The organism is Psychrobacter immobilis, assembly GCF_904846065.1.
GTDB classification, from domain to species: Bacteria; Pseudomonadota; Gammaproteobacteria; order Pseudomonadales; family Moraxellaceae; genus Psychrobacter; species Psychrobacter immobilis_H.
The window spans coordinates 1-1,060 of record NZ_CAJGZV010000035.1 but is presented as its reverse complement, the minus strand read 5'-3'; the positions used below and the strand labels follow the sequence as shown (position 1 = coordinate 1,060).

Annotated in this window: 3 protein-coding genes; all 3 read left to right on the top strand. The window is 43.6% G+C overall.

Annotation, left to right across the window (positions count from 1 at the left end):
- On the top strand, positions 1–201 hold a 201-nt coding region (locus JMW64_RS13965; protein WP_320158187.1), incomplete at its 5' end, for a ribonuclease domain-containing protein.
- A gap of 1 nt (position 202) precedes the next feature.
- Entirely contained in the window at positions 203–550 is a 348-nt protein-coding gene (locus JMW64_RS13960) for a barstar family protein (RefSeq protein ID WP_025651674.1), read from the top strand.
- A 117-nt stretch (positions 551–667) separates the two neighbouring features.
- On the top strand, positions 668–1,060 hold a 393-nt coding region (locus JMW64_RS13955), incomplete at its 3' end, for a sodium/glutamate symporter (protein ID WP_227694314.1).

Genomic DNA, 1,060 nt, shown 5'->3' with positions numbered 1-1,060 from the left:
AATAAAGATGGCACGACGTTCTATAATCGCGAAGGCCTACTACCTGCTCAGTCGCAAGGCTACTATCACGAATATACCGTCCCTACCCCTGGCGTTTCTCATCGCGGGGCGCGGCGCATTGTCACCGGTGGCAACCCGCCGACCATTTATTATTTGACGGTGGACCATTATGATAGCTTTAGCAAACTGGAGGTGAATTAAGATGAGTGACGCCATTTATTATATTGACTCAGCCAACAGCGAGCTTAACGACATCGCTTTTGTTCCTGCACACGCTATCGACATTCCACTCGATGAGGTGCTTGATAAGCGCGCACTTTTAGTCAGTTTGGCTAAAGCCTGTGATTTTCCTAGCTACTTTTCGCATAACTGGGACAGTGCATGGGACTGCTTAACCGATAGCGAGGTCACGCAGTTAAAGCTTGATTTAACAAGGGTAAAAAACATAAATACTGAAGACTTTACTATATTTAAAAGTATCATCGAAGATGCGTATAGAGATTTTGGTAAGCCGCAGTTATGGATTGTGGTATCGAGTAAAGATAAATAATTTGGGGTGTGTCATCGATGACATGCTTTAGTGCCTTATTGAAAAAACCTAAATGTAAGACAGCACTGATTCTGTCCTACATTCAGGTTAATTTATATTTGTAAAAAGGATCAACTCATGGAAATTACTTTAAATGGATATTACACGCTGATCTTGGCAACGTTCGTGCTATTACTCGGACGTTTTTTGATTAAAAAAATCAAGGTATTAGAGGATTTTAATATTCCAGAGCCTGTCGTGGGTGGCTTGGTCGCCGCGATGATTGTTTACGCGCTTAACTTAATTTGGGGCTACAGTTTCAACTTTCATCAAGGTCTGCAAACAGCGACTATGCTGATGTTTTTTGCCTCTATTGGTCTCAGTGCCGATTTTGGACGACTAAAAGCCGGTGGTTCGCCATTATTTATTTTCACGGTTGTGGTCTCGGTGTTTATCATTTTGCAGGACGTCGTTGGCGTCGCGATGGCGAGCGCACTGGGACTCGATCCTTTGCTTGGACTGGGGACTGGT

Coding starts and splice junctions, on each gene's coding strand:
- JMW64_RS13960 (WP_025651674.1), top strand. CDS start 203: ATGAGTGACGCCATTTATTATATTGACTCAGCCAACAGCGAGCTTAAC.